Origin of the sequence: Aeromonas sp. S18(2024), assembly GCF_041402525.1 — a bacterium.
Classification (GTDB): domain Bacteria; phylum Pseudomonadota; class Gammaproteobacteria; order Enterobacterales; family Aeromonadaceae; genus Aeromonas; species Aeromonas enteropelogenes.
Genome location: NZ_JBGLQV010000001.1, coordinates 547,758 through 567,096, shown reverse-complemented (window position 1 = coordinate 567,096; position 19,339 = coordinate 547,758). Strand labels below are relative to the sequence as shown.

Annotated in this window: 18 protein-coding genes and 6 tRNA genes; 14 read left to right on the top strand and 10 right to left on the bottom strand. The window is 59.6% G+C overall.

Translation table 11 applies throughout. From position 1 onward, the window contains the following. The first annotated feature begins 70 nt into the window (after positions 1-70). From purT to ACB034_RS02450, 3 genes are all read left to right on the top strand, one after another. Positions 71-1,249 (top strand): formate-dependent phosphoribosylglycinamide formyltransferase, encoded by a 1,179-nt coding sequence (purT, locus tag ACB034_RS02460; RefSeq protein WP_371171986.1) that lies wholly within the window; start codon positions 71-73, stop codon positions 1,247-1,249. Between the two features lie 128 nt (positions 1,250-1,377). After that, positions 1,378-2,037, top strand: coding sequence for a hexitol phosphatase HxpB (gene hxpB, locus ACB034_RS02455; protein WP_371171985.1), 660 nt, complete (start codon positions 1,378-1,380; stop codon positions 2,035-2,037). Positions 2,038-2,407: 370 nt separating this feature from the next. Further along, a complete protein-coding gene (locus ACB034_RS02450; RefSeq protein WP_026457488.1) occupies positions 2,408-2,611 on the top strand; it encodes a CPXCG motif-containing cysteine-rich protein in 204 nt (67 codons plus the stop codon). A 144-nt stretch (positions 2,612-2,755) separates the two neighbouring features. On the opposite strand, the gene ACB034_RS02445 is transcribed toward ACB034_RS02450, so the two are convergent. Continuing rightward, the gene (locus tag ACB034_RS02445; RefSeq protein WP_026457487.1) at positions 2,756-3,373 is read right to left on the bottom strand and encodes a riboflavin synthase; all 618 of its coding nucleotides are present in this window, start codon (positions 3,371-3,373) and stop codon (positions 2,756-2,758) included. 132 nt (positions 3,374-3,505) lie between these two features. Here ACB034_RS02445 and ACB034_RS02440 point away from each other — a divergent pair, with 132 nt between their 5' ends. The 7 genes from ACB034_RS02440 to ACB034_RS02410 all read left to right on the top strand — a co-directional run bounded on the left by ACB034_RS02440 (position 3,506) and on the right by ACB034_RS02410 (position 5,894). Beyond that, on the top strand, positions 3,506-3,712 hold the full coding sequence (locus tag ACB034_RS02440; protein WP_026457486.1) for a YaeP family protein: 207 nt from the start codon (positions 3,506-3,508) through the stop codon (positions 3,710-3,712). Between the two features lie 154 nt (positions 3,713-3,866). Continuing rightward, the gene (locus ACB034_RS02435) at positions 3,867-5,246 is read left to right on the top strand and encodes an MATE family efflux transporter (protein WP_201977840.1); all 1,380 of its coding nucleotides are present in this window, start codon (positions 3,867-3,869) and stop codon (positions 5,244-5,246) included. A 171-nt stretch (positions 5,247-5,417) separates the two neighbouring features. Further along, positions 5,418-5,494: transfer RNA gene (locus ACB034_RS02430), tRNA-Val, on the top strand. 11 nt (positions 5,495-5,505) lie between these two features. Further along, positions 5,506-5,582 (top strand) — tRNA-Val (locus ACB034_RS02425). Positions 5,583-5,599: 17 nt separating this feature from the next. Then, positions 5,600-5,676, top strand: a tRNA-Val gene (locus tag ACB034_RS02420). A gap of 32 nt (positions 5,677-5,708) precedes the next feature. Beyond that, positions 5,709-5,785 (top strand) — tRNA-Val (locus tag ACB034_RS02415). Positions 5,786-5,817: 32 nt separating this feature from the next. After that, positions 5,818-5,894 (top strand) — tRNA-Val (locus ACB034_RS02410). Positions 5,895-6,024: 130 nt separating this feature from the next. On the opposite strand, the gene ACB034_RS02405 is transcribed toward ACB034_RS02410, so the two are convergent. The 5 genes from ACB034_RS02405 to fadR all read right to left on the bottom strand — a co-directional run bounded on the left by ACB034_RS02405 (position 6,025) and on the right by fadR (position 10,802). After that, positions 6,025-7,860: a sigma 54-interacting transcriptional regulator gene (locus ACB034_RS02405; RefSeq protein ID WP_371171984.1), complete on the bottom strand. Its 1,836-nt coding sequence runs from the start codon at positions 7,858-7,860 to the stop codon at positions 6,025-6,027. Between the two features lie 179 nt (positions 7,861-8,039). Beyond that, positions 8,040-8,924 (bottom strand): AEC family transporter, encoded by an 885-nt coding sequence (locus ACB034_RS02400; protein WP_371171983.1) that lies wholly within the window; start codon positions 8,922-8,924, stop codon positions 8,040-8,042. 12 nt (positions 8,925-8,936) lie between these two features. Then, a complete protein-coding gene (locus ACB034_RS02395) occupies positions 8,937-9,494 on the bottom strand; it encodes a YaeQ family protein (RefSeq protein WP_338609929.1) in 558 nt (185 codons plus the stop codon). A 179-nt stretch (positions 9,495-9,673) separates the two neighbouring features. Further along, positions 9,674-9,814 (bottom strand): TIGR02808 family protein, encoded by a 141-nt coding sequence (locus tag ACB034_RS02390; RefSeq protein ID WP_082037484.1) that lies wholly within the window; start codon positions 9,812-9,814, stop codon positions 9,674-9,676. Positions 9,815-10,088: 274 nt separating this feature from the next. Beyond that, positions 10,089-10,802, bottom strand: coding sequence for a fatty acid metabolism transcriptional regulator FadR (gene fadR, locus ACB034_RS02385; RefSeq protein ID WP_042026044.1), 714 nt, complete (start codon positions 10,800-10,802; stop codon positions 10,089-10,091). Positions 10,803-11,134: 332 nt separating this feature from the next. On the opposite strand from fadR, the gene nhaB reads away from it, so the two are divergent. Continuing rightward, positions 11,135-12,715, top strand: a complete 1,581-nt coding sequence (gene nhaB / locus ACB034_RS02380; RefSeq protein ID WP_061477489.1) for a sodium/proton antiporter NhaB — start codon at positions 11,135-11,137, stop codon at positions 12,713-12,715. A 99-nt stretch (positions 12,716-12,814) separates the two neighbouring features. Beyond that, entirely contained in the window at positions 12,815-13,336 is a 522-nt protein-coding gene (gene dsbB, locus ACB034_RS02375) for a disulfide bond formation protein DsbB (RefSeq protein ID WP_042026041.1), read from the top strand. A 104-nt stretch (positions 13,337-13,440) separates the two neighbouring features. On the opposite strand, the gene ACB034_RS02370 is transcribed toward dsbB, so the two are convergent. The 3 genes from ACB034_RS02370 to uvrB all read right to left on the bottom strand — a co-directional run bounded on the left by ACB034_RS02370 (position 13,441) and on the right by uvrB (position 16,510). After that, positions 13,441-14,091, bottom strand: coding sequence for a DedA family protein (locus tag ACB034_RS02370; RefSeq protein ID WP_042069224.1), 651 nt, complete (start codon positions 14,089-14,091; stop codon positions 13,441-13,443). Between the two features lie 152 nt (positions 14,092-14,243). Continuing rightward, entirely contained in the window at positions 14,244-14,501 is a 258-nt protein-coding gene (locus ACB034_RS02365) for a YkvA family protein (protein ID WP_201977853.1), read from the bottom strand. Further along, positions 14,498-16,510, bottom strand: coding sequence for an excinuclease ABC subunit UvrB (gene uvrB / locus ACB034_RS02360; protein WP_371171982.1), 2,013 nt, complete (start codon positions 16,508-16,510; stop codon positions 14,498-14,500). The genes ACB034_RS02365 and uvrB overlap by 4 nt, the downstream gene beginning before the upstream one ends. A gap of 133 nt (positions 16,511-16,643) precedes the next feature. On the opposite strand from uvrB, the gene ACB034_RS02355 reads away from it, so the two are divergent. Beyond that, positions 16,644-16,719 (top strand) — tRNA-Asn (locus ACB034_RS02355). Positions 16,720-16,773: 54 nt separating this feature from the next. Here ACB034_RS02355 and ACB034_RS02350 read toward each other — a convergent pair. Then, positions 16,774-16,956, bottom strand: a complete 183-nt coding sequence (locus ACB034_RS02350) for a hypothetical protein (RefSeq protein ID WP_371171981.1) — start codon at positions 16,954-16,956, stop codon at positions 16,774-16,776. Positions 16,957-17,492: 536 nt separating this feature from the next. On the opposite strand from ACB034_RS02350, the gene ACB034_RS02345 reads away from it, so the two are divergent. Continuing rightward, on the top strand, positions 17,493-19,178 hold the full coding sequence (locus ACB034_RS02345; protein WP_042026458.1) for an aspartate:alanine antiporter: 1,686 nt from the start codon (positions 17,493-17,495) through the stop codon (positions 19,176-19,178). Positions 19,179-19,339: the final 161 nt, after the last annotated feature.

The window sequence follows — 19,339 nt, the reverse complement described above, 5'->3', positions numbered from 1 at the left end:
CTTTTTTTGTCCGCTATTGGCCGCCAATAGTGACCGCAACAATGTGACCATCGACATCAGGAGAGATCGTATGTTTGGAACCGCAACCCGCCCCGGCGCCACCCGTGCCCTGCTGCTGGGCTCCGGCGAACTGGGCAAGGAAGTCGCCATCGAGTTGCAGCGGTTCGGGATCGAAGTGATCGCCGCCGACCGCTATGCCAATGCCCCCGCCATGCAGGTGGCCCACCATGCCCGCGTGCTGGACATGCTGGATGGCGCCGCCCTGCGCGACCTGGTCGCCGAGGTAAAGCCCGACCTCATCATCCCCGAGATCGAGGCCATCGCCACCGATACCCTGGCTTTGCTGGAGCAGGAAGGGGTCAAGGTGGTACCGAATGCCCGCGCCACCCAGCTCACCATGAACCGGGAGGGGATCCGCCGGCTCGCCGCCGAAGAGTTGGGTCTGCCCACCTCTCCCTACCGCTTTGCCCAGAGCCGGGAAGAGTTTGACGCCGCGGTGCACGCCATCGGTCTGCCCTGCGTGGTCAAGCCCGTGATGAGCTCGTCTGGCAAGGGCCAGAGCGTGCTGCGCGATCTCGCCAGGCTGGAGGAGAGCTGGACCTATGCCCAGGAGGGGGGCCGCGCCGGGCGAGGCAAGGTGATCGTCGAAGGTTTCGTGCCCTTCGAGTACGAGATCACCCTGCTCACGGTACGCGCCGTGGACGGGATTCACTTCTGCGATCCCATCGGTCACCGTCAGGAGGATGGCGACTACCGTGAATCCTGGCAGCCCCAGCAGATGAGCGAACTGGCGCTGGCCAGATCCAAAGAGGTAGCGGCCAAGGTGGTCGAGGCCCTCGGCGGTTATGGCCTGTTCGGGGTCGAGCTCTTCATCAGGGGCGACGAGGTGTGGTTCAGCGAAGTCTCCCCCCGCCCCCACGACACCGGCATGGTGACCCTGATCTCCCAGGATCTCTCCGAGTTCGCCCTGCACGTGCGCGCCATCCTGGGGCTGCCCATCGGTACCATCACCCAGTACGGACCGAGCGCCTCCGCCGTGGTGCTGCGCGAAGGCCATAGCCAGGATATCCGTTATCAGGGGATCGGCGAGGCGCTGGCTCTGGTGCCGGGTGCCCAGCTGCGCCTCTTCGGCAAACCGGAGATCGCCGGTCGCCGTCGCCTCGGGGTGGCACTGGCGCGTGCCAAACAGTGCAGCGAGGCGGTAGAACAAGCCAAAGCAGTCGCGGCCGGAGTTGAGGTGCTGTTCTAAGCCCACTTTTTTGGCACACGAAATCAAACGTTTGCCAGCATGATCCAGCGCAAGGGGCATGACGATGCCCCTTTTTCATTTGCGAGTCCGCCTTATAATCCCCCCTTCACCTTTGTCTGGAGTACAAGATGTTAGCTGCCGTGATCTTCGATATGGATGGTGTTCTGATCGACTCGGAACCCTTTTGGCAACGGGCCCAGATGGCCGTCTTCTCCGAGCTGGGTCATCCCCACTCGGTCGAGGATTGCGAATCGACCATAGGCGTGCGCATCGATCAGCTGGTGGCCCACTGGTATCGGCTGCGTCCCTGGAGCGGCCCCAGCCAGGAAGAGGTGGTGCAGCGCATCCTGGACAAGGTCAACGCCCTGATCCTGAGCGAAGGCCAGGCCAAGGCCGGCGTGCTGGCAGCGCTCGATCTTATTGAGGCGCAAGGGCTTAAAGTGGGTCTTGCCACCTCCTCGCCCTTTGCCATGGTAGAGGCCGTGCTCGGCAAGCTCGGTATCCGCGATCGCTTCCTGGCGGTTCACTCCGCCGAGGTGGAGCGTTTTGGCAAACCGCACCCGGATGTCTATATCCACGCCGCCGAGAAACTGGGAGTGGAGCCGGTGCACTGTCTCGCCATCGAAGACAGCTTCACCGGTCTGCTGGCGGCCAAGGCGGCCTCCATGAAGGCGCTGATCGTGCCGGATCCGGCTTTAGTGGGCGATCCGCGTCTGGCCATCGCCGACCATCAGTTGCGCTCTCTCACCGAGCTGGATGCCGATATGCTGGCCCGCTGGATCAAGTAAGTCACAAACAAGGCCCTGATCGTTCATCGGCCCGGCCCTGATGGGGGATCCGCGTCTGACCATCGCCGACCATTAGCAGCGCTCTCTCACCGAACTGGATGCCGACATGCTGGCCCGCTGGGTCAAATAAGTCACAAAGGGGTGCTGGCCAGCTGAGTGGCATACGCTCACAAGCGCGTTTTCCCGCCCCTTCGCTTCCAAAGAAAGGGCCTTAACTGACCAGACTTCCCCTCTCTTTCGCCTCTGCTGAGCAGACCCCTCACCTGTGTTTGATCCCTGTCATAAACGTGCGCTTGCTCGCGGTCAACGCCCTCCCGGAGGGCTAGAATCAACTCAAGAAGAGGCGGCCCACGGGCCTGAGGAGGTCATCATGATCGAGTACACCAGCAAGCGCATCGTCTGCCCCCACTGTGGTCATCACACCCGGGTCGAGCTGGATGCCAGCCAGGGGGATCAGGAGTTCTATGAAGATTGCATGGCCTGCTGCAACCCCATCCATCTGCGGCTGCACCGGGATGAGGCGCGCAACTGCCTGCAACTGTTTGTGGATGCCGACGACGAACAGCTGTTCTGATTGGCTGTGACGCCAAGGACGCTGCCGTTGTATCAACCGACGGCGCGGCGCAGGCCCTGTCCGCCAAGATTTGTCAGAAATGAATACCAACAAGAAGGGCCTGCATCATGCAGGCCCTTCTTCATTGCAGTGGCAACACGCTCTTCATTGGCCTTCGCGGGCCGCCAGCACCCGCTCCACCGTATCGACGATGGCCTGGGTCTGGGGATCGATCTCGATATTGGTGCGCCAACCCGCCTTGACCCAGCCGAGGTTGGTGCGGGCCAGGGTCTCGGGGATGAGGTGGACGCAGAACTCGTTGCCCCTCACCTCGCCCACGGTCAGGCTGATGCCGTCGATGCCGATATAGCCCTTGGTCAACACGTATTTCATGAGCGCGGGATCAAGGCGATACCACACCTGGCGGTTGTTGGGGGTGTCGATCACCGAGGTGACCTCCGCCATGCCCATGATGTGGCCGGACATGGCATGACCGCCGATCTCGTCGCCGAAGCGGGCCGCCCGCTCCACGTTGACCTTGTCCCCTACCTGCAAGGCGCCAAGATTGGTCAGGCGCAGGGTCTCCTGCATCAGATCGAAGCTGACCAGTTCCCCCTCCACCCGGGTCACGGTGAGGCAGCAGCCGTTGTGGGCCACGGATGCCCCCAGCGCCAGCCCTTCCCCCCAGTCCGGGTCCGGCATGCGGATCACATGGGTGCGAAAGTTGGGCTGGGCGTCGATGGCCACCAGTTCGGCGGTCCCCTGCACTATGCCGGTGAACATGTCTCGTCTCCTGCTACAACAAAAATGGCAGGGTAACCTCGTGTTGGTCGCCAGACAAGCGCACCGGCTGACAAGGCGGCCCGGGCTCGCTATAGTGGCGGCCATTCATCCCAGGCTCAACAAGGAAAATTTATGCAGGTATATCAATGCTGTGAGGCTATCCGCATCGCCTACAACCAGATAGGTTCCGGCGAACAGGGTTATGTGCCCAAGGCCATCGCCGCCGCCATCCGGGCCCTCGACGCCGTCGCCTCCGATGAGCGGGTACCGGCCGAGCTGCGTGAGCAAGCCGCCTATGCTGCCGCCAATCTGTTGATCAGCGATCACGAAGACGCCTGATCTGCCCGTCAAGCCGGAGCGCCAAACGTTTCTCCGACGCCCGATTTCAGGCTAGAATGACCCTCTTTCCCTCTGCATGCCGCGTCCAGGTATGCAGGGGCCCTTTCCGATACCCGTTCTTTCCCTTTTATTTCTGATCCACCCGGAGGTGTCAGTGCAACGTTATTGGTCCGAGGCGAAGCAACTCGTTCGTCTAGCCAGCCCCATTCTGGTCGCCCAGGTGGCCCAGATCGCCATGAACTTTGTCGATACCGTCATGGCGGGACAGGTCAGCGCCGTGGATCTCGCGGCCGTCTCGGTTGCCTCCAGCTTCTGGCTGCCGATCATCCTGCTGGTACAGGGGATCATCATGGCGCTCACCCCCATCGTCTCCCAGCTCAACGGGGCCCGCAAACGGGACGAGGTGCGCCCGGCGGTGCATCAAGGCTTCTGGCTGGCCCTGATGGTGACCCCCGTCGCCATGGTGGCACTCTACTTCAGCCCGCTGGCGCTGCAGTTCATGGACGTGGATCCCGTGATGGCGGCCAAGACCACAGGTTACCTGCACGCCATCCTCTGGGGTCTGCCCGCCTTCGTGATGTTCCAGGTGCTGCGCAACTTCAGCGAGGGGCTCTCCCACACCATGCCGACCATGGTGATCGGCTTCGTCGGGCTGGCAGTCAATATTCCCGCCAACTACGTCTTCATTTACGGCCATCTGGGCATGCCGGCCCTCGGCGGGGTCGGCTGCGGCGTCGCCACCGCCATCGTGCTGTGGGCCATGCTGCTGGCGATGATCCTCTATGTGAAGCTCTCCCGTCACTTCGCCGAAATCCGCCTCTTCTCCCAGTTGTGCGCCCCCAATGGCAGCCGGATCTGGCGCCTGTTCCGGCTCGGGTTCCCCATCGCCATGGCCATCTTCTGCGAAGTGACCCTGTTCACCGTGGTGGCCCTGATGCTGGCACCCTTCGGGGCCGAGATAGTGGCAAGTCACCAGATCGCCCTGAATTTCTCCAGCCTGGTCTTCATGCTGCCGTTGTCGATTGGCGTGGGTGTCACCATCCGGGTCGGTCACAGCATAGGAGAAGGCCTGCCGGAACACGCCCGGGTCGCCGCCCGCACCGGTCTGCTGCTGGGCATGAGCGTTGCCGCCGCCACCGCCGCCCTCACTGTGCTGCTGCGCGAACCCATTGCCGGCATCTACACCGAGGATCTGCAGGTGATCACCCTGGCGGCCACCCTGCTGTTCTTCGCTGCCATCTATCAGGTCTCCGATTCGGTGCAGGTAGTGGCCGCCGCCGCGCTGCGCGGTTACAAGGACACCAAGGCCATCTTCTACGTCACCATCGTCGCCTACTGGGGACTTGGGCTGCCCACCGGCATGATCCTGGGGCTGACTGACTGGGTAGTGCCCAAGATGGGGCCGCAGGGTTTCTGGATTGGCTTTATTGTCGGCCTCACCAGCGCAGCCCTGATGCTGGGAACAAGGCTGCGTTACATCTACGGGCGCTTTGCCACCCCGGAGGCCTGCACCAGCCTGTCCCGAGCGCAATAAGGGAGGATAAGGCGAAACTCGCCTGCAAAATCAACAGGCTGCGCAAGAACTGGGCAAACAGTCTCCTTTGTGAGTGCGGCCTGTTGACAGCCTTGGGGGGCATGGGTAGTATGCCGACCACGCCAGCAGTGCTGGCGTGGTGAAACGGGTTCCTGACCCGGTTCGCAAAGTGGGTTTATAGCTCAGTTGGTTAGAGCACTACCTTGACATGGTAGGGGTCGTTGGTTCGAATCCAATTAAACCCACCACTTTTCATGATGCGTCCTTAGCTCAGCTGGTTAGAGCACCACCTTGACATGGTGGGGGTCGGTGGTTCGAATCCACTAGGACGCACCATCATGAAACACTGTTATGCGTCCTTAGCTCAGCTGGTTAGAGCATCACCTTGACATGGTGGGGGTCGGTGGTTCGAATCCACTAGGACGCACCATAACAGTTTGAGAGGTTTGCAGACTCAGATGTGGGTTTATAGCTCAGTTGGTTAGAGCACTACCTTGACATGGTAGGGGTCGTTGGTTCGAATCCAATTAAACCCACCACTCTCCTGCAAAAAAGTCGCCTTGCGCACTCTGCGTCCTTAGCTCAGCTGGTTAGAGCACCACCTTGACATGGTGGGGGTCGGTGGTTCGAATCCACTAGGACGCACCATTTTCTGAAAAGCCCGCTCATCGAGCGGGCTTTTTGCATTCCCTGCCCTTCCATTGCGTCATTCGTGTACCCAAGAAAAAGCCCGCGCCATCCATATCATGACGCGGGCCCGTTGCACCGTGCCTGACCATCAGGCCTGCACGGTGATCTCGTACTTCTTTATCTTGCGATACAGGGTGGCAATCCCTATCCCCAAGGCCTGGGCGGCCAGCTTCTTGTTGCCAAGACGCAGCAGGGTCTCCTCGATCATCTGCTTCTCCATGTTCTCAAGGCCATTCTCCGCAGGCTGCGGGGCAGCCACTGATGCCGCATCCACGCTCGTCGACATCAGCAGACTGGCGGACGACGGGCTCACCACGGTGACGGAGATATGCCCCTCTTCGGCCGGGAGCGACCCCAGCTGGTTACGGATGATGTTGGGGGGCAACAGGGTAGCATCGATCACCTCCCCCGGCTGGGTGACGTTGACCAGATACTCCATCAGGTTGCTCAATTCACGCACGTTGCCCGGCCAGCGATAGCCCTTGAGCAGGGCCATCACCTCGGGGGTCAGCCCCGGGTAGACGATACCTATCCGGCTGGTGTGCAGGTTGAGGAAATAGTGGGTCAGCAGCTCTACATCTCCTTCCCGCTCCCGCAGTGGCGGCAGATTGAGCGGGATCACGTTGATCCGGTAGTAGAGATCCTCGCGAAATTTGCCTTCGGCGATGTATTGATCGAGATGCTGGTGAGTGGCGGCGATGATGCGGATATCCACCGGCACCGGGCGACTGGCCCCGATGGGGGTCACCTCCCGCAGCTCCAGCACCCGCAGCAACTTGGCCTGCATGGTGAGGGGCATGTCCCCTATCTCGTCGAGAAACAGGGTGCCCTGATGTGCGGCCTGGATCAGCCCCTGCTTGCCCCCGCTGGCGGCACCGGTAAAGGACCCCTTCACATAGCCAAACAATTCACTTTCCAGCAGCTGTTCGGGGATGGCGGCACAGTTGATGGCGATAAAGGGCTTGCCATTGCGCGGACTGAGCCGATGCACGGCACGCGCCACCACCTCCTTGCCGGTCCCGCTTTCCCCGCAGATCAACACGCTGGAGGGACTCTGAGCGATCCGGTGCAGCAGCCGCTTGAGGGTGCGCATTGGCTTGCTCTCGCCGATCAGCTGCTCGATACAGTGATCGGCATCCGGCTCGCGCACCTGGCCGGAGTGGGACTGGTGAAACGCCATCAGGAACAGCTGCTGCCCCTGCACATGGTGCAACTGACCGATGATCAGCTCCTGGCGATCCTCCAGGGTGATAATGTGCTGCAGATGGCCGTTTCGCCCGTGCTGGGCGAAGGTGAGCGGCCGGATGCCGAGCTCGCGCCCCAGCAACTGTTCCTGCTTGCAGCCCAGCTGCTTGAGCGCCACCTCGTTGGCATAGCGCACCTGACTCTTGTCATCGAGCAGCAGGCAGCCTTGATCCATGTTGGCCATCAGATCGAGAAACACCTTGTTGACCCCGTCCGACAGGCCATGGGAGTCGAACAGCTTGGCCACGAAGATGGCGGAGATGTGGCGCACGTAGTCGCACACATCCTGCAGGTTGTTGCTGAGTCGCTCCTGCTGTTCGGGATTGAAGGCCACCAGGCTGATCACCCCGATGCAGCGCTCCTCCACCATGATGGGGATGCCGAGGAATGCCCGCTCCCGGCAACTCTCCTTGCAGCTGCAGCCATCACACACGGGGTCGTCACTGGTATGGGTGACGATTTTTTCCCGCTGGTTCTCAATCACGTAGCGCAGCAGCCTGGAGTCGCCCTCCAGCTGGCGGCCGAAGAATTTGCCATAGGGGCCGGTTCCGGCCACCCGTACCAGATTGTCGTCGACAATCTCGACTTCCAGTTGCAGCACGCTGGCCAGCATCTTGGCAAAGCGCAAGATGGTTGGCTGGATCTGCATCAGCAGACAGGGGGTATTCACGATGCGCATCCATTGCTCCCTTTTTAATTATCTCCCCCTAAAGGGAGTCATGCTGGCCAGATACTAAGGGATTTCAACGGACACAACTTGGGAGGGGATCACGAAAAGTAAAATCGAGGGGCCGAACTTGCGCCTAAAAAACAGCCATAAAATCGACAAAGTGGTGAATTATCAGAATTGTATTCTGCTTATGATGGCAAGTGCAGCGCCAGCCAGACCGAGAGCGGGATCACCAGCAAGGAGAGCAGATTCCCCCCCAGCACGATACTGGCCACCTTCTCCGGCTGGCAGCGGTACTGCTCGCACAGCATGTAATTAAGCACCGCTGGGGGCAGGGAAACCGACAGCATCAGCAGCGGGATCCATTCAGCTTTGAGGGGCAACAGCCAGATGGCGAGCAAGAGCGACAGGCCACCGGCCAGCAGATAGAGCAGGTTGCAGCGCAGGGCCAGCCCCAGGTGATCCAGCTCCCCCTCCATCAGGCGGATCCCGAGGGCAAACAACATCAGCGGCACCGAGATCTGGCCGAGCATCGACACCGTCGTCACCAGATATTCAGGCAGTGGGATCTGCAGGTTGGCCACCAGCAAGCCAGCCAGGGCCGCCCAGAGCACGGGGCTGCGCAGCCAGAGCCAGCGGGAGGTATTGGCCGACAGGATAAACATGCCGACCGAGAAGTGAAGCAGGTTGGAGAGCACAAAGAGGATGACGATGGCCCCCAACTGCTGTTCACCAAAGGCCAGCACCATCAGGGGGATACCCAAATTTCCGGTGTTGCGAAACATGGCGGGCAAAATGAGGGCCGCCCGCTCGACGCCGTCCAGCCTGAGCATAGCGAGCAGCAGCCCGGGCAGCAGGATCACCAGGGCCCCTGCCCCGATCAGCGGCAGATTGTCCCCCAGCACCAGCGGGTACTTGACCAGTGCCGAGAAGACCAGCGCCGGAGTAAACAACTCTATGTTGGCCAGGTTGACATAGCCAAGCGCCCCGCCCGGTCGCAGTCTGCCATAGAGGGCGCCGAGCACGATCACACCGAACACGGGAATGACGATATTGAGCAGGGCGCTGAACACGAGCGGATTCCGTTACAGTTCGCGGGCCGGCTTGCCCATCAGCAGCAGCGGATCCAGGGTCACTTCCCGGGCGCCATTGCTGATCCAGAGCTGGCTGTCGGAGATGGTACAGGTGAGCTGCATGGTACGCTCGACCATGGCGGTGAGCGCCAGGGTCTGGCTCTCCGCAAGTTCGATGATGCTCAGGTTGTCATGCAGGCTCAGTTTGCCCTGGTTTTGCTTCCACCAGACGCTGGTGCCACGCCCGCCGTAGAGATAGAGCACGACCTGGCGCGAGCGGTTGCAGGCCTTCTTGAGGCGCTTCTCGTCGGGCTGTCCCAGTTCAATCCAGAGCTCAATCTCGTCCGAGTAATTCTTTTCCCAGAGTTCGGGTTCATCGTCGGCGCTCAGACCCTTGGTAAATTCCAGTCGCTCTGCGGCATGCCAGGCAAACGCCGCCAGCCGGATCATCATCCGCTCGTCCGTTTCGGAAGGGTGGCGCGCCAGGGTGAGGGAGAAGTCCTGATACAGATTGCGATCCATGTCAGACAAGCTGATCTGGGCCTTGAATACGGTTGCCTTGAGAGCCATAAAAAACCTTGAAAACCTGGGTAAGAGACACGTGAATGGAGATACGGGCGCCAGTGTAATCAAATTGGCGACAGGGTTCGACCACAGAAATCAAAGATTTGGCCACACCGGCTTCGAAAGAAGCTGAAAAAACAAATGCCAGTCCGAAGACTGGCATTTGGCGGCATTGCAGAAGCGACTCACTTCTCGGCGGACTCGACCCCGAAGGCGTTGAGCAGCACACAGCAGGTGACTGCCACGGCTACAAACCCACTCAGGAAGATAAAGGGCATGACCCCATATCCCAATACGGTCCAGATAGTGTGTTCAAGCAGACTCATAATGTGGTCCTTTCGTCCTGTGAAATGCGTGTTCCTTTTTCGGCGGATAGTATCTCCGCTCTTGATAAGTCTATTTGACCCTAACCCGTTGCTGAGTCCTATGCCACCAAAGTAATAAATGCGGGGTATATTTGCGCTAGATCAATTTTTAGGGTGTATTTCCTTTCAACTCAAGGGATTAGTTGCCATTGACAGCCCTGACAAGAAGACGGAAACCGGAAACGGGCATAAAAAACGCGCCAAAGGCGCGTTCTTGAGAGGATGACGAGGTGACTCAGTTGTCACACAGGTCGATCGGCATGTCCTGACGCAGGCGCGTCCAGAGCTTGCCGGATTCGATGCCGTACTGGCGCACCGTCATGAAGACTGCTTCGTGATCGTGGGTCTCGGCCAGGTTCAGCAAGGTCTTGTAATAGGTGTCCGCAGTTTCGCGCGCCTGCTTGTCGGAGAAGTAGTAACGCCCTACCCGGCTATACAGCCCCTTGAATCCGTTGAGGATCAGGGCATAGATGGGATTGCCGGAGGCAAACGACAGCTGGTGATGGAGACGATAGTCGAACTCGGCATAGGCCTCGGCCGTGTTCTCCACTTCGGCGGCGCCGCGCAGGATCTCGGCGGCTTGCTCCGGATTGTTACGGATGGCACCACGAATGAAGATGGTGCAGATGTTCGTGCGTGCCGACAGCAACTGGGCGACCAGATCCGGCACCTTGTCCTGATCCAGACGGGCCAGGGTCTCCAAAATATTGAGACCGGAGGTTTCCCAGAAGTTGTTTACCTTGGTCGGTTTGCCATGCTGTATGGTCAACCAGCCGTCACGGGCCAGACGCTGCAACACTTCCCGCAGGGTTGTGCGTGTCACCCCGATCAGCTCGGACAATTCACGCTCTGCAGGCAGAATGGATCCGGGAGGAAAGCGATTGTTCCAGATGGACTCGATGATGTATTCCTCGGCAAACCCTGCAGGGCTCTGCGCTTTTATGACCATGAAATGACTCTGTTGTAATACGTAAAAAGGCCCACGAATCATATCAAAGCAAGGAAGGCTGGCAAGCAGAAGGTCAGTCCTCTGCTCACATATGGCAAAGAAAATGTTATTAATTTGTGTTAAAAATCGATAGCGGTGCCAGTCAGCGCTGGTTATGTGGTGATAAAACCATCACTTCCAAGATCTTGGCCCAACCTTTGTATATAATCGTTCCGCTTTTTGATTAAAATCACGTGTAATTATATAGATACGGGCCAACATCCGGACGTACAGGTCAAGTACCCTTGACTGCATAGACGCAGATCCTAACAACAACGCTGAGACCCATCATCATGCCAATAAGCCTAGGGCAGGCATTTGCCAAGAACTTCTTGGGCAATGCGCCACAGTGGTATAAACAAGCCATCCTGCTGTTTCTGATCATCAACCCCATCGCCTTCCATTTCGACCCCTTCATTGCAGGCTGGTTGCTGGTTGTCGAGTTCATCTTCACCCTGGCCATGGCCCTCAAGTGTTATCCCCTGCAACCGGGCGGTCTGCTGGCCATCGAGGCCGTGCTGATCGGCATGACATCAGCTGACCAGGTCAAGCATGAGCTGGTCGCGAACATAGAGGTACTGCTGCTGCTGGTATTCATGGTGGCGGGCATCTACTTCATGAAACAGTTGCTGCTCTACGTGTTTACCAAGCTGCTGATCGGTGTGCGCTCCAAGATACTGCTCTCCCTCTCCTTCTGCCTGGTATCTGCCTTCCTCTCTGCTTTCCTCGACGCCCTGACGGTCATTGCCGTGGTGATCAGCGTGGCCACCGGTTTCTACGCCATCTACCACAAGGTCTCCTCCGGCAAGGAGTTTGGTCATCACCACGACCATACCGATGATCAGGAAGTGGCTGAACTCAACCGCCAGGATCTCGACGATTTTCGCGCCTTCCTGCGCAGCCTGATGATGCATGCCGCCGTCGGTACGGCACTGGGGGGCGTCTGCACCCTGGTGGGTGAGCCGCAGAACCTCATCATCGGCGAACAGGCCGGCTGGCACTTCGGCGAATTTGCCATCCGCATGGCGCCGGTATCGCTGCCGGTCTTCATCTGTGGTCTGCTCACCTGTGTGCTGGTCGAGCACTTCCGCCTGTTTGGCTACGGCACCCGCCTGCCCGTCAACGTGCGCAAGATCATGGAAGAGTACAACCGTTATGAAGAGGCAAAACGCAGCCAGCAGGACAGAGCCAAGCTCATCGCCCAGACGGTGATCGCTGTCTGGCTGATCGTCGGTCTGGCGCTCCACCTGGCGGCCGTGGGCCTTATCGGTCTCACCGTCATCGTGCTGGCCACTTCCCTGACCGGCATCACCGAAGAGCATGCCCTCGGCAAGGCGTTTGAAGAGGCGCTCCCCTTCACCGCCCTGCTCGCCGTCTTCTTCAGCATAGTGGCCGTGATCATCGATCAGGAGCTGTTCAAGCCGGTGATCCAGTGGGTGCTCTCGGCAGATCCGGATCACCAGCTGGCGCTCTTCTATATGGCCAATGGCCTGCTCTCCATGGTCAGTGACAACGTCTTCGTCGGCACCGTCTACATCAACGAAGTGAAAACGGCCCTGCTCAATGGAGCCATCAGCCGCGAACAGTTCGATCTGCTGGCGGTGGCTATCAACACGGGCACCAACCTGCCATCTGTGGCCACCCCGAACGGTCAGGCTGCTTTCCTGTTCATGCTGACTTCGGCGCTGGCCCCCCTGCTTCGCCTCTCCTATGGCCGCATGGTGTGGATGGCATTGCCCTACACCCTGGTGCTGGGTCTGGTCGGTTTCGCCGCAGTGGAAACCGTGTTGACGCCCCTGACCGAGTGGTTTTACCAGCAGGGCTGGCTGATTGTCCCGCAGGGGGCTGCCGTAGTCGCCCCGGCGCTACACTGATCCTGTCGTACTCCAATGACAAGGGCCCGCCAGGGCCCTTTTCTTTTGTCCCCTGCTCTGCTCTAATTCAGCCACTGTTTCTTCTGTGAGATCAATGAGATGATCGCGTTTCTCCGCCGCTTGGCCAGCAACCGCCTGGCCTGGGGACTGCTGGCGGCCTCCGCCCTGTTCCTCGAACTGTGTGCGCTTTTCTTCCAGCACATACTTGGACTGCATCCCTGCGTGATGTGTGTCTACGAACGGCTTGCGACACTGGGTGTCCTTTGCGCCGGCCTGCTCGGCATGATTGCCCCCGAGAAGTGGTACCTGCGCTGGAGCGCCATGCTGCTATGGGGTTACAGCGCCTTTCGCGGTCTCCAGCTGGCGCTGCAACATGTCGACTATCAGGTCAACCCCTCCCCGTTCAACGTCTGCAGCCCTTATGCCGACTTCCCGAGCTGGGCGCCGCTCGATCAATGGATCCCCTGGCTCTTCTTCCCGGATGGGGATTGCGGCGAGATCACCTGGCAGTTCTTGAGCTTCTCCATGCCCCAGTGGCTGGTGGCCATCTTCGCCGCCTACCTGCTGGTGTTTACCGTAGTGGCCATCGGCAATCTGGTGAAGGGTCGCTGCTGTAGTTGAGGCATCCGGCCTGCGCGCCAGAGCAAGTACCACAGAAATAGGGGAGCCTTTATGGCTCCCCTATTTTGTTTGTCTTGCTGGCCCAGGCACTATGATGAGGCGACTCAGCTCACCTGCACCGGACTCATTTTCGCGCGGATAACCCCGACCACCATGGGCAGCAGGGAGATGCCTATGATGCCAAAAATCAGCAGGGTAAAGTTGTGGCGCACCAGCGGCAGGTTGCCAAAGAGGTGGCCCGCATAGACAAACGACAACACCCACAGCAGTCCGCCCACCAGATTGAATGCCAGGAAGCGCGGATAGGTCATGGCCCCCATGCCTGCCACGAAGGGGGCAAAGGTACGCACAATCGGCAGGAAACGGGTGATGATGATGGTCTTGCCGCCATGTTTGGCATAGAAGCCCCGGGTCTTCTCCAGATAGTCCCGCCTGAAGATTTTCGAATCAGGCTTGCGAAACAGCTGCTCGCCGAAGAAGTGACCAATGGTGTAGTTGACCACATTGCCGAGCACGGCGGCGAGAGTCAGCACACCAGCCAGGGTGTGCACATCCAGCACGCTGTCGACGGTGAGGGCGCCAGCGGCAAACAGCAGGGAATCGCCGGGCAGAAACGGCGTCACTACCAGTCCGGTCTCGCAGAAGATGATCAGGAACAGGATGGCATATACCCAGATGCCATAGTTTTCAAACAGCTCTTTCAGATGAACGTCGACGTGCAGGATAAAGTCGATAGCAAACAGGATCAGATCCATTTTTTGATACTCGTGAAGTGAACGGCGTGGAGTCTACGCCAACCCATGCAGGGTCACAATCACGAGACAGGTCTCATTCTTCCCCTTTCGCAAAAAAGCCAGACAAAACCGTTTTCGGCTCCCAAGCCGCGTTGATGCGGGTTACAAGCCCCTCAGGAGCCCTCCTCCAGACCATCACGTACCGAGGCCGGCAAGCAGCGTTCCCAGCCCCACAACAGGAGCAGCAGCAGGGTCGCATCGTCGAGCCAGCCAACCAGCGGTACCAGATCCGGCACCAGATCAACCGGACTCAAGCCATAGAGCAGGATGAGGATCACCAGCCCCCTGGCCCACCAGGGGGTGGCCGGGTGGCGAAAACCGAGGTAGAGGCGGCGCACGCGCCGCCAGATGAGCCAGCGTCGAGTACTCATGATTCGATCAGCTCGCCGCGCAGTTGCTGGATCTGATCCCGCAGTGCCGCCGCCTGTTCGAACTCCAGATCCCGGGCATGCTGGAACATCTGCTCCTCCATCCGCTTGATCTCCTTGGCGATCTCGCTGGCGGAGCGGGCATGGTACTCCCCTTGCGGTTCGGCCGCCTTGCGACTCCCCTTGCCGCCCTTGCCAGCGCTGCGGCTGCCTCCCATGTCCATCACATCGCCGATGGCCTTGTTGAGCCCCTTGGGGGTGATGCCATGTTCGAGGTTGTAGGCGTGCTGCAGGGCGCGGCGCCGCTCGGTCTCTTCGATGGCCACCTTCATGGAATTGGTGATGGTATCCCCATAGAGAATGACCTTGCCGTTGAGGTTGCGCGCCGCACGCCCTATGGTCTGGATCAGGGAGCGGGTGGAGCGCAGGAAACCCTCCTTGTCCGCGTCCAGGATGGCCACCAGGGACACCTCCGGCATGTCGAGGCCTTCGCGCAGCAGGTTGATCCCCACCAGCACATCGAAAGTGCCGAGACGCAGATCGCGAATGATCTCCACCCGCTCCACGGTGTCGATGTCCGAGTGCAGGTAGCGCACCTTGACGCCGTGCTCCGCCAGATATTCGGTCAGATCTTCGGCCATCCGCTTGGTGAGCGTCGTCACCAGCACCCGCTCCGCCACCGCTACCCGCTGGCGGATCTCGGAGAGCAGGTCGTCCACCTGGGTGGTCACCGGGCGTACTTCCACTTCGGGATCGAGCAGACCGGTGGGACGTACCACCTGCTGCACTACATCACCGCCGGATTTCTCCAGTTCGTAGGGACCGGGGGTTGCCGAGACAAACACCGTCTGCGGCATCAGCGCCTCGAATTCATCGAACTTGAGGGGGCGGTTGTCGAGCGCGGAAGGGAGCCGGAAACCGTACTCCACCAGGGTCTCCTTACGGGATCTGTCCCCTTTGAACATGGCGCCGATCTGCGGCACCGTGACGTGGGATTCGTCGATGATGAGCAGACCATCCCCCGGCAGGTAGTCAAACAGGGTGGGCGGTGGCTCCCCCGGCGCACGACCGGAGAGGTAGCGGCTGTAGTTCTCGATGCCCGAGCAATAGCCCAGCTCCTGCATCATCTCCATGTCGAACTGGGTGCGCTGGCTGATCCGTTGCTCCTCCACCAGCTTGTTGAGCGACAACAGCTGCTCACGACGGCTTTTAAGCTCCTCCTTGATATGTTCAATGGCACCGAGGATGGTTTCGCGCGGAGTGGCGTAGTGGGTCTTGGGGTAGATGGTGTAGCGCACTACCGTCTGCTCGATGGCGCCGGTCAGCGGGTCGAACAGGGAGAGGCGCTCCACCTCCTCGTCAAACAGCTCCACCCGCAGGGCCAGCTTGTCCGATTCGGCGGGGTAGATGTCGATCACCTCCCCCCGCACCCGGAAGGTGCCGCGCTGGAAGGCCATGTCGTTACGGGTGTATTGCAGCTCGGCGAGGCGGCGCAGGATATCCCGCTGGTTGATCACGTCCCCCACTTTGAGGTGCAGCATCATGCTGAGGTAGGCCTGAGGATCCCCCAAACCATAGATGGCCGACACCGAGGCGACAATCACCACATCACGCCGCTCCAGCAGGGCCTTGGTGGCCGACAGCCGCATCTGCTCGATGTGATCGTTGATGGAGGCATCCTTCTCGATGAAGGTGTCCGTGGTCGGCACATAGGCCTCGGGCTGGTAGTAGTCGTAGTAGGAGACGAAGTACTCCACCGCATTGTCGGGGAAGAACTCCTTCATCTCGCCGTAGAGCTGGGCAGCCAAAGTCTTATTGGGAGCCAAGATCATGGTCGGGCGGTTGAGAGTCGCGATCACATTGGCCATGGTGAAGGTCTTGCCCGAACCGGTCACCCCGAGCAGGGTCTGATGGGCAAGGCCGGACACGATACCGTCGAGCAACTGGGCAATGGCCTTGGGTTGATCCCCGGCGGGTTGAAACTGGCTGGCTAATTTGAACAACTTGCTCATGGAGACTCCCGACACGAAACAGCAAGAGAGCAGTGTAACCGAGTGATCCGCACCGGTACACCCGCACCATGATGCCGTCGGTGGCTTGACCGGTGAAGACACCTTCTGTATGATGCTCCTCCTTGCCTGATGTTCCCCCGTAGTTCAGTCGGTAGAACGGCGGACTGTTAATCCGTATGTCACTGGTTCGAGTCCAGTCGGGGGAGCCAATTCCTCACCATCTCGGTGCAAGTTATCCACTTTAGTGCTCTCTTCTGCCAATTTTAATGCACAAGATCCTTCTTGCTGCTGACGATCCCTTTTTTCACCGCGCGCGGCTCTTCAGAGTTTTCTTCTGTTGCATCTAAGTATTTGATTTTAATGTAAACATTTTTCATGCGGTATTTTTTGTACAGCCCTTGCAGCCCAGTATTGGCGCGGCTTTCGGGCCGATGAACAGGATTCATAAACAGGGTTATCCACAGATTCTGTGGGTAACTGCAGCAAACCCTGTCCCGATGCGGGTTCACCCGTTATCACGGCTTTTCGGACCATGCTCCGAGGGGCAACCTGATTTTATGCTGTTTTGTACATGCCCCCCTCCCCCCTGCCCAAACGACACTTTTGTTCCTTTTTGCAGATATCTTTTGTCTACCCCAGCAGTGCTGGGCGAGCAGCCAACATGATGGTCGTTTGCTTCCCATATCACCCTGTTTCGCTACCGGTTGAATCTGCTGAAACCGCTCCTTCCAAAGCGGGCCAACAGCAGAATCTAAAGTTATCCTCCTCACTGTCCAGCTCCCCCTTGCGTCAGCATTTTTCACTCATTGACACGGGTCTGAACAGCAAAAATCGCCACCTTTGCACCGATACGCTCCCGATCCCTCTCTGGCAAGCCGTCACAGCCCCTCGTAACTGTTGATTAATCGGTTCCTTGCGCTTCTTTATTGGTGACAGATCCGGCACAATGTCCGCCCCACTTTTTTCCTCGGTTTTTCCGGGCATGACCATAGATTTCGTGACACTGCTACATCAAAGCGACTCCCTGCTCCTGTTCGTGGTGCTGGCCTTCGGCCTGCTGCTGGGCAAGGTGCGCCTCGGCAACTTCCAGATTGGCAACACCATTGGGGTGCTCTTCACCGCCCTGCTGTTTGGCCAGATGGGCTTCCAGTTCTCCACCTCCACCGAAAACGTCGGCTTCATGCTGTTCATCTTCTGTGTGGGTATCGAGGCCGGACCCCACTTCTTCAGCGTCTTCCTGCGCGACGGCATCCACTACATCACCCTGACCCTGGTGATCTTGCTGAGCGCCCTGCTGCTGACCGTGGGGCTGGCCAAATTCTTCAATCTGGGGCCAGGCATGGCTGCCGGCATCCTGGCGGGCTCGCTCACCTCAACCCCGGCGCTGGTCGGTGCCCAGGATGCCCTGCGCAGCGGCCTGCTCAACCTCCCTCACCAGACCGACATGCAGTCGGTGCTCGACAACATGGGCATCGGTTACGCCCTGACCTATCTAGTGGGGCTGGTGGGCCTGATGCTGGTGGTGCGCTATCTCCCCTCGCTGGCGCGACTCGATCTCAATACCGAGGCGCAGAAGATTGCCCGTGAACGGGGCCTCTCAGACAGCGACAATCGCAAGACCTATCTGCCCATCATCCGCGCCTATCGGGTCGGCCCCGAGCTCGCCGCCTGGATCGGCGGTCGCACCCTGCGGGAAACCGGCATCTATCCCCACACCGGTTGCTATGTGGAGCGGATCCGCCGCAACGGCATCCTAGCCAGTCCCGACGGTGATGCCGTCATTCAGGAAGGGGACGAGATCGCCCTGGTGGGCTACCCCGAGAGCCACGAAAAGCTCGACGTCAACTACCGCAACGGCAAGGAGGTGTTTGACCGCAACCTGCTTGATCTCCAAATCGTCACTGAAGAGATAGTGGTGAAGAACGACGCCGTGGTGGGTCGCCATCTGGTGGAGCTGAATCTCACCGAGAAGGGGTGCTTCCTCAACCGGGTGGTGCGCTCCCAGATCGAGATGCCGTTCGATCGCAACATCATGCTGCAAAAAGGCGACGTGCTGCAGATCAGCGGCGAGAAGCAGCGGGTCAAGCTCCTGGCCAACAAGATCGGCTTTATCAGCATCCACAGCCAGACCACGGATCTGGTGGCCTTTACCACCTTCTTCGTGCTGGGGCTGCTGATAGGCTCCGTCTCCCTGGTATTCGGCCAGATCGAGTTTGGCCTCGGCAACGCCGTCGGCCTGCTGCTGGCCGGGATCCTGATGGGGTATCTGCGAGCCAACCACCCCACGGTCGGCTATGTGCCGCCGGGCGCCCTGCGCCTCGCCAAGGATCTCGGCCTCGCCGTCTTTATGGTGAGCACGGGTCTCAAGGCCGGTGGTGGCATTCTGGACCACCTGAGCGAAGTCGGTGGCGTGGTGCTCTTATCCGGCATGCTGGTGACCACCCTGCCGGTGCTGGTGGGCTATCTGTTCGGGGTCTGGGTGCTGAAGATGAACCCGGCGCTGCTGCTCGGCGCCATCACGGGGGCCCGTACTTGCGCTCCGGCCATGGATGTGGTCAACGAAGCGGCCAACAGCTCCATTCCAGCGCTCGGCTACGCCGGCACCTATGCGGTGGCCAACGTGATGCTGACCCTGGCGGGCTCCTTTATCATCGGCTTCTGGTTCTAGCCGCCCTTATCTTGTCATTACAACCAATTAGCGTATGAAGGGGAGCCAGTGGCTCCCCTTCTTGTCATCGTCCCCCCTACACTGGGGTGATGCCGCCCTGAGCAAGACCACTCACCGCATAACCCCCCCGCCCAGACCGGCATATGACAAGCTCTGCTTGC